Source organism: Dysgonomonas sp. GY75 (assembly GCF_015234155.1).
GTDB lineage: Bacteria > Bacteroidota > Bacteroidia > Bacteroidales > Dysgonomonadaceae > Dysgonomonas > Dysgonomonas gadei.
Genome location: NZ_JADCLQ010000058.1, coordinates 24,119 through 33,275 on the forward strand (window position 1 = coordinate 24,119; position 9,157 = coordinate 33,275).

General features: G+C 37.6%; 7 protein-coding genes. All 7 read right to left on the reverse strand.

What is annotated here, in order from left to right; translation table 11 throughout:
• Positions 1-20: 20 nt before the first annotated feature.
• On the reverse strand, positions 21-1,244 hold the full coding sequence (locus IR083_RS22115) for a DUF2264 domain-containing protein (RefSeq protein WP_410492898.1): 1,224 nt from the start codon (positions 1,242-1,244) through the stop codon (positions 21-23).
• 59 nt (positions 1,245-1,303) lie between these two features.
• Positions 1,304-2,467, reverse strand: a complete 1,164-nt coding sequence (locus IR083_RS22120; RefSeq protein WP_194225960.1) for a glycoside hydrolase family 88 protein — start codon at positions 2,465-2,467, stop codon at positions 1,304-1,306.
• Positions 2,468-2,976: 509 nt separating this feature from the next.
• A complete protein-coding gene (locus tag IR083_RS22125) occupies positions 2,977-3,198 on the reverse strand; it encodes a hypothetical protein (RefSeq protein ID WP_194225961.1) in 222 nt (73 codons plus the stop codon).
• A gap of 5 nt (positions 3,199-3,203) precedes the next feature.
• Positions 3,204-3,905 (reverse strand): hypothetical protein, encoded by a 702-nt coding sequence (locus IR083_RS22130; RefSeq protein WP_194225962.1) that lies wholly within the window; start codon positions 3,903-3,905, stop codon positions 3,204-3,206.
• A gap of 13 nt (positions 3,906-3,918) precedes the next feature.
• On the reverse strand, positions 3,919-4,731 hold the full coding sequence (locus tag IR083_RS22135; protein WP_194225963.1) for a hypothetical protein: 813 nt from the start codon (positions 4,729-4,731) through the stop codon (positions 3,919-3,921).
• Positions 4,732-5,035: 304 nt separating this feature from the next.
• The gene (locus tag IR083_RS22140) at positions 5,036-6,826 is read right to left on the reverse strand and encodes an alkaline phosphatase family protein (RefSeq protein ID WP_194225964.1); all 1,791 of its coding nucleotides are present in this window, start codon (positions 6,824-6,826) and stop codon (positions 5,036-5,038) included.
• Positions 6,827-6,839: 13 nt separating this feature from the next.
• Positions 6,840-8,921, reverse strand: coding sequence for a M60 family peptidase N-terminal accessory domain-containing protein (locus IR083_RS22145; RefSeq protein WP_194225965.1), 2,082 nt, complete (start codon positions 8,919-8,921; stop codon positions 6,840-6,842).
• Positions 8,922-9,157: the final 236 nt, after the last annotated feature.

Sequence of the window (9,157 nt, forward strand, 5' to 3'; positions counted from 1 at the left end):
TTTTAAATTTGGTTATTAGATCAATATTTCACTGCATGATCTTTTGGAAATGAATTCCCTTTCCATGCTTTTTTAGCAGTCCAGCCTTGCGAGGGAGAAGTCCAGAATGGATGATTCGCCGGCAAACCTAAAGGAAGAAATACTTCTGAGGTTATGTACATGCTCCCGTTGTTGGTATACCAGTCTGCAAGATGGGGCTGATGACCGGCGAAACCCAGTTGAAGAAATCCACCTTCATTAAAATTACCTTCATTCGAAAATATACATTTCATTGTTGCCGTTAATGCACTTCTTACTTGTCCATCAGGTAATTCTTCAGGAAGTAAGCCTTTCCAAGAGAGTAAAGCTAAAGGTTGAAACACGCCTAATCGATAAGTCATAGAGCGTCCGAATAAAGGGAATGTACCTTCAGGAGAAATAAATCGCTCTAATATAATTCCATATCGTTGCATCCGTTTTTTTGCATTATCTAAGTTCTTCTGTATATCCTCCAGACTTTTATCTCTTAATAGTATTTTTCTATCAACCAATACTTGTAATACCTGTACATACATCGGCTGTATGACATAACTATTGTAATAATCGAATGAAAAATGTTCTCCATCGGAATACCAACCATCGCCAACATACCATTCTTCTATTTTACGTATAGCACTATGTATGCGATACATGTCGTACTGTGCTCCTGCCTCCATTAGAAAAGTTTCTATCATTGCAGAGAATAGCAGCCAATTAGTATATGGAGGGTCTATGCGGCGGAGCTGCTGGAATTCTTTAATGTATCTCTCTTTGGTCAAATCATCGAGAGGTTCCCACAATTGTTCCGGTGCACGAAGAAAACTACCGGCTATATAAGCGGCATCAACCAGCGGCTGTCCCTCATTCCCCCATAACAAATAATCAGGACTATCCGGATCAACTGCCTGAGCATAACTCTTCAATGCCCATTCCCGAAGCTGCTTTCGCTGCTTACCTTCAGCTGTATTATCATCCGGCAAGCTAAGCCAGGGAGCAAGTCCTGACATCAATCGTCCGAAACATTCCATGTATGTAACGTCCTTATTTCGACCATCCCATGTCGGGCTTACTTCTACCTGCATATTTTTCTTTAGTTCCCCTTTACTCATATTACTTAATACAGGAGCGGCTATTTTATAGAGAAGATTGGTCCAGTAAGTCCGGTCGTCAACATATTTATCCTTCACGTTTTTATCTTGTGCGACAAAACTGATAGAAAATATCATCAGACAAGTTATTATTATAATTACTTTTCTCATAATCATAGTTATTTCAAGTCTAGTTTTTATTTTTTGTATTTACTCATTTCCGATGCAGCCAAAAGAAATGCTCCGACACCAAAATCAGCAGTTGTCTCGGGTCCGACATTATTATGTTGATCGGCTCTTTCACCTATAGGCTGAATATATCCGACTTTTCCACTTGGTTGCAAAGCTTTTTCTGTAAGATATTTCCATGCCTTATCAATAACGGGCGCATACATTACCTTGTCAAGAAGATTATTATTTACACCCCATAAGTAGCCATAAGTAAAAAATGCGGTCCCGCTTGTTTCATATCCCGGCGCATGATCTGCGTCCAACAAGCTTCTTGTCCAGAATCCTTCTCCTTGCTGGCTTTCAGCTAAGGCTTTCGCCATATCCTGATATATTTGTATATATTCAGCTCTGTGCGGATTGTCCTCAGGTAAATCTGCCAACATTCTGGGGATAGCGGCAAAAACCCATCCGTTGCCCCTGGCCCAAAAGTCCTTCAACCCTTTGTTTGTTTTATGCTTAGGATAGATATATTTTGCATCCCTGTAGAATAAATGGCTATCATTGTCGTACATCAAATCACGGGCATAAGCAAAATACTCGTATAACTTATCCAGATATTGTTGTTTTCCCGTTATATTGTACATTTTTGTCATTACGGGCATTACCATATATAACCCATCAGCCCACCACCAATAGTCATTATTGGGAGTAGACATCTGATATTCCATTACCTCCTTGGCTCTGGCTATTTTCTTATCATCTTTTACTTCATCCATTCTATACAGGTCGGTATATACTTGGAAGCATATTTGCCAGTCGCCAAAAAGGACAAAACCATCTGATTCACCATAGCTATACTTCCACTCGGCTTTATTATCCGATTTAGCGCCTACCCATTGGTTATGCTCTGCCCAATCTAAGGAATATTTTTTATAGGCTTCTTTTCCGGTAACTTCATATGCTGCTATGTTTCCGGTATGATATGCAGCCGAATGCCAGAATGAATTTGCCGGAGTGGGATTGTTCGATTGCCAATAATAATTCACTTTTTTAATAATATCAATAACTTTTGTATCGGAAGAACCGGTTTTTACCAGCTTTTCATTTTTTTGAGAGATACATCCTGAAGAAACTGTTGCCAGCACAAAAATGAATGTTAGAAATGACAAAATCTTATGACTGTTTTTCATTATAATATATTGTTAAAATCAGGTACAAAATTGCTGTTTTTCGTATACAAACAGGTTTTGTAATTAATCAAAAGCGTACAATAATCAATCAAAAGCGTACAATAATCAATCAAATGCCGTGTTTTATAATAAAAAGAACTTCAATAAATAATAAGTCCGAATTTTCTTTATCAAAAGATCCTGCTTATTCAGAAAAAAGCCCGGACTATTTATAAAATCCGGGCTTTGATATCTATGAAAAGTTGACAATAGTAGTTAATAATATCCAATACATCAATCTTCTAAAGATAAGACCTGTTTATCATTGTTTTATCTTCTTGCTCTTTTTATCCCTTATATATTTCCCTGTTATCGAATCCGTAAGTTCATATCCGGAATAATAGCGGGTTTTAGATATAACCCCTTTGTTCTTACATCTGCTATTTCTCTGACAATTGTCGGCTCTTGAGATGGATAGGTACGATAATAGACAGGCATTATCAACAAGACAACCCTGCGGGATTTAGCAATCAGGTATGCATTGCGGTCTGATTTCTTCCAAGTGGAAAGATCCGGATTTTCATACTTTTTGCGATAAAAAGCAATTTATGTTTTTCTTCGCTTAGAGGGAAAGGATTTACAGAACTCCCGATTTTATCGATGCCAAATCCCTGTGCTGAAACATCAAAGGAAATACCGCCCCATACCATTGCGATAATCATTAAAAAGAAATAATAAACTGTTGCTTTCATAACAATTACTTTTGTATTTCTCTTTCCTTTTCTCTTTTTTCCTTCTTTATGTTTCTTGCATATTTCTCCGTTATCGGGTCCATAAATTCGTATCCGGTGAAATAGCGAAAGGATCTTCGAATACCCTTTTGAATGTCCTCATAAACACTATCCTCCCAATCGGGTGGAGAAAAATAATAACTCCGCCCTACTGTTCGACATAGAATTTCCCTTGCTTCTCCGTTTTCCTCCCAGATATCAATAGAGAGAAGTTCATCATTTTTACCTGCTATGTCTTCCAGTTCCGGATTCGCGTAAAAAAGTATTCTATAATATGTCTTACCCTCTTTGCCGAGTGGGTCACTTTTTGATGCCGTATCCAATGTTATCACTGGCCCTTTTGAAGGATAGGTTCTGTAGTAAACAGGCGCTATTAACAAAGCAACTCGTCGAGACCTTGCAATCAGATATGCATTGCGATCAGATTCCAACCATGTAGAAAGATCAGGATTGGTGTATTTTGCCTTATAAGATGTGGCTAATCTTTCGGCTTCATTTAGAAAATTCTTTCGCTGTTTTTCACTTAATGGATAGGGGTTTACGGAACCGTTCTTCGCCCGCTCCGGATCTACCCTATTTTGTTTGTTTTGGGCCAAAGCTGTATAAAAGATACTATTGCATGATATTGTTATAATGACTGCAAAAAGATAATAAGCTATTGTTTTCATAACATTTTAGTTTTTATTTAGGACTTAAGGGGGATTCTTCAAGCGAACTCCATTTTTCAAAAAAGGAGCGTTGCATGCATTCTCCGGCATGTTTTATCCCGGCTGGATTGTATAATTCGGAACCCTCTCCATCTTGTCCGTATATTTGATTCGCACTATAATCATAGACGAGAATAGGTAGTTTCCGGGAATTTGCAAACTTATCATCTTCTTCGGATGGTCCGGTGGATCTTCCCTCGATACTAGATGGGCAGTAATAAAGCGTTGTATGTGCATGCGCATATGCCACTGCAAATTTCACTGTATTCCAAGGCTCATTCGGAATAAGCTCTTCAGGATCCGATGGACTTATAGTAGCACGTGATGAACAATCTGTAATGTCGTCTCCCTCTTCGGTTTCTCCAACGGAGTAGGACAATCCTCCGTTATTATCCACTTCTGCATATATCCAGAATCCTAATTCTTTACGAGAATCTTCACTTGCGGCCGACAATGTCGAACTCCATAACTGATCCAATTGAAATTCGACTGCTGAAACTATTTCAGTGATTTCAGGGAATTGTACTTCAACTTCAACAATCTCTGAACTGCAAAACTCTCCATCGTGTTCAGTATCCTCAGTTATTGCCTTAAAACGCCAAATTCCTGGCACATTAAAATGAATATTATGGGTTTCATTCATACTGTAACGTCCGAAATAAAAAGTACCGTTCGCACAGTCAACCTCTTCACTATCAATAATAGAGTTATACTCCGGATCACCTCCCAGCTTTCCTATTATGAAAACGCTTGCATTCCCATCTACTCCGGAAATAATAGGATCCATTGCTGTACCCATCAAGCATGAGGAAACGTCAAAACTTAATTCAAGATTAGAGACTGTGATAGATTTTGTTTGAGATACAGAATTTTTCTCCTCTATAGTAAAATAATCATCACTACAAGATGATAGAATAATGAATAAAAAGAATAATGAATAAAAAGAATAATGTTTTCCATATAGAACAGCTCTTTTCCATAATAATAAAGTATTTTTAGTTAAACAATTATCATTTAAGGATTGATTAAGGATTGAATATTGGAATTTCGAAAACCAATATTCGATCCTGAGAAAATTAATATAATTTATCTTACTCCTGTGGCGTATCCCTCCACTCTTCGGAGTGTGCATAAATATCAATAAATTTCACCCCATCCAGTACTGTACTAGTCGAAATACCCATCCAGTATAAGATTTGAGGAACTATTAATGTGTTTTCCATAATCAAATCTCCATTTGCAACGTGTGTCGGAAATGTATTGGGCAGTTCAACAAAAGCTTTATCTTTAACAGGCCGAGTATATTCCGTATCGGTATTAACATAATACAAATCCAAGCCATTCTCAATCTGATTCTTTATTATTAAGGTATCGGACTTGCTTTCGTCTTTTATTTCATTCGGATTGAGCTTCCAATAGGCAAGTAAATCATTAAAACGAGTATCAGTCGGGGCTATATCCAAAAGAATAGCTTGTTGTGTAATGTTATTTTCTGTTAGGGCTTTTTTCCATAAACGGATTTCTGATATATAATAAGGAGTAGGAACACCATTATTAATTCTTATTGGAGAAATGTCTGTAGGAACACCCCTTGACCCGGAGATATCTTTCGCAATAGTTTTTCCGTCCAAAGCCGTAATCCACTCACGGGATTGTTGCGCCATTTTGGTAATACTGAAACAGTAACTATGCCATTGAGGATCATTATATCCAGTAACAGCTTTTTCTAAAGCTCCTGACGACTCAAAGTCGCTAATACGAAAAGAGACTGTGCTTCTTTGCCTGTATAACCCCCAATTTCCTTTAGCTATAATAGGATTCCAGTTATCCCCATTATATGTACCATTTTTTCGCGGCGTCATACGCATAACTACCTCTAAAGAAAAGTCCTTTTCTTCGCTCAAAGCATAACGAATGCCTGCCGATATTGTATCGAAGATCAAAGCATGGGATTTACCATTTTCAAAATAAGCTCCGTACAATTTTTTCCCATTCATTCGCTGTTCTTCATAGTGCGAATAATAGAATATACCGAATGTATTCCGTTCCGCATCTGAGTTTCCTCCATAATTTCCGTCTGCTGTACCTCCATGATTCGAAGTTATTATTATCAACCAATCCTCATAAAAAGTATTTTTCCGTTCTTCAATAGCCTGTAAAAATTCACCTATGTAACCATCTATTCGCTGTAAAGCAGTAATATATCCAGTATTACCGGCTGTAAATCCGCCTGATTTACCCGCTTCGAGCAATTCCGAAAAGGCAACTAAAGTAAAGTCAAAATTACTTTCTTTAAGATGTTTCAATACTTCATCTTTAGTTTCCGCATCGTTTGTCGTTGTAACCGTCTTTTGTGCCGTATTCAGCATATATTTATTTAACTTTTCATATGGCGTTACACACAACGTCGGATTCTCCGGATTATATTCGGCTATATGATTAAGTATATTGGGATATTGTATAACCTTTTCATTCGGATTTGTAGGATCATATTCAATATCGGCAGTATATGAATCATCTTTTATATTATGTTTTTCAGGAATAACACCCGTAAGCATCGTCGACCATGTAACAGGATCTTCCCTGTTCGCATTTTTCAAAATACGGTTATCGCTCAATCCTATCCATGAATATTTGCTATTCTTTAGCATATGAGCAATTGTTCCTTCTTGGGGAATAGAATTTTCCACGACACTTCCCACCGCTCCATCTATATTTATCCACAGTACTTTTCGATGGATGGCTGTTGAAATTACCGAATCGCCGTCAAAGCCATCTATCGCTATCATATCCGGATTTTCATAGTCCGTACAAGAATAGAATACGGAAATACCTAATGTTACGAATAACATCATAGAAATTATATTTATATTTTTTTTCATATTGCAGATGCTTTTATGGTTTCTTATAATATGTTCCGAATTCTGCAAGACCATGCCGTCTTTTCAATTCTTGCTTTTCCTGATCTGTTAAGGCCGGATCTGGTACTATTGTGTTCTCATTCTCTATTTTTATACGGAGATAACGAACCAGTGTCCTTGAACATCCGAAGAAACGTTCGTTTTTCAAATTTGGTTTAAATACAGTCGGGTCTGTTACCTGAATCAATGTAGTCCATGATAAAGTCGGATTATAAGGATCACCTACGTCATTACCGATATATTCTATATGTAAATCAGACATTCGATCATTAGAATTGCCATTGGCTAGATATACTCCGTCTATCCAGGTCTGCTCATGCAAATCTATGATGATATAGTATGGCAACAACAACGATTGCCCCGCGCCATCTTTACCATTATACCAGACAGAGGATTTATTTCCATCAATTATTTTTTCGGCAGTATATGATGACGAAGAAGAATTATCATTGTAATTTCTATCGAATGCATATATTTCCCATTGGCTACGATCATGCCTGTAATAATAATTACTTCCATTGTAATCGCTTACAGGTTGTGGATTTAATGGGTTAAACTCCCATATCTTTTTATTCATCAATGGGTAATTGTTTTCTTTTCCATATTTTCTGACAGCATCAGGCAATTCCATTCCCCATTGATCAAAGAACGGAGAAAAGTCTTGCTGAAAGTGATCGCATAATGAACGGAAAAAGTAGCTGATATCTGAATTATCTATATAGCGTTCCTCCTTTGCTTTCATATTTAGGGCCTTCATTACCTCCCAGTCTGTGTTGTTATAATTTGCCAATTGTACCAGACCCAGTAATTGGAATGCACCGAATGCTGTACTTTGTTCATTACCGAGCCATTTGCTGCTATCGGCCATAGCAAAATCAAGCGCTTTAGGAAACAAAGCTGTTATGTTATCTTCTCCGGGAAAGATATTCCCAAAAGTCCCTTCATCGGGAAAGCCCTTTTGACCTATACGGTAGAGAGGAATACTGCTAATCACATTTGACAGATTAGCGGGCCAGGGATTTAAACGCGTTCTGTATGCAAACATTGAGTTAACAGCCCGATATAAAGCGACTGAATTTCCTGTTTTCAATGTTTTTAAATCAAACAATTCATTGAACATATAATTGTTATTCATCGCCACCACCGCATAATTGCTGCTTCGTAAATAAAGGTTGTTCAGTATTTGCACATCCAATACCACACGTATTGGGAACTCTGGCGCCCGCTGTTTTTGAGGAACATCATTTCCGGATTTCAATCCATAATAGTCATAATAAAATTCTTCAATCGCCTCATCCCACCATATTACCGCGTCTTCCAAATTCGATGAAATATCATCCAAGTTGTCCAATATCCGAGATTTGGGCACTGTAAATGCAAAATGCTTTCCGCGGATTTCCAGCCATGGGACAGTTGTTTCGGACACTTTGCTTTTCCATTCCTGTATATTTGTCTCGTCCCTCACATAATCAGCTGCTTGGTAAACTCTTTCAAACTTCAATGTGCAGGAACCACCTTGGGTCAGCCCTTTACTTCTTTGTATCCAAATTGTTCCGCCTAACGGGCTTTTTATTATATTTTCTCCGGGAAATAAAGCCTGTGTAATGGATACAACAGGAAGGCGTAAGTATGGATTGAGAGATGTGAGATCATCCATATGTGCCCCGATAGTCACCTTGAGTCCCATTGTCTGGCCTTCAACAAAAATAGTTATTTTTTCCCCCGCACCGGCATAAAGTCCTGTACTATAGATTGGTTCCGGAACTTTACTTACTCCTAAAGTAATGGAATCTGTATAATTTTTATTCAAATCCAGAACGATTGTAGCCTCAATATGTTTTTCCTTTAGGGTATCGACCAGCCCGGGGAAAATACGGGCTTCCTCATACATACTCACATCAATACCTTCATCTGTTTCCACAGTGATATTAGGACCATCTTTCGAGTTATCATCCAACCCGTCCTCTATATCATACGTATAAGCTGTATCGCAAGCACAAAACCATATAAAAGGAATAAGAGCAAGGATGATTATAAATATACTTTTTGTTTTCATACGTAAATAAATTATAGTTTATAGTCCCTAAATAGGACTTTTAGTTATTAAATCATTATTTCAGGCGAAACAAGAGAGAGCACTTATCGTAATAAATGCATGGTTATTGGATATATTAAAAGGGAACAGCCAAGAAGATTAAAATTTCATACACGTGCTCACAGGTCACAATCTTTGGTGCTAAGCTGTTGAAGTCAGTTTCATAATCGGCTTATGTGTTACCTTTGAGATAACTG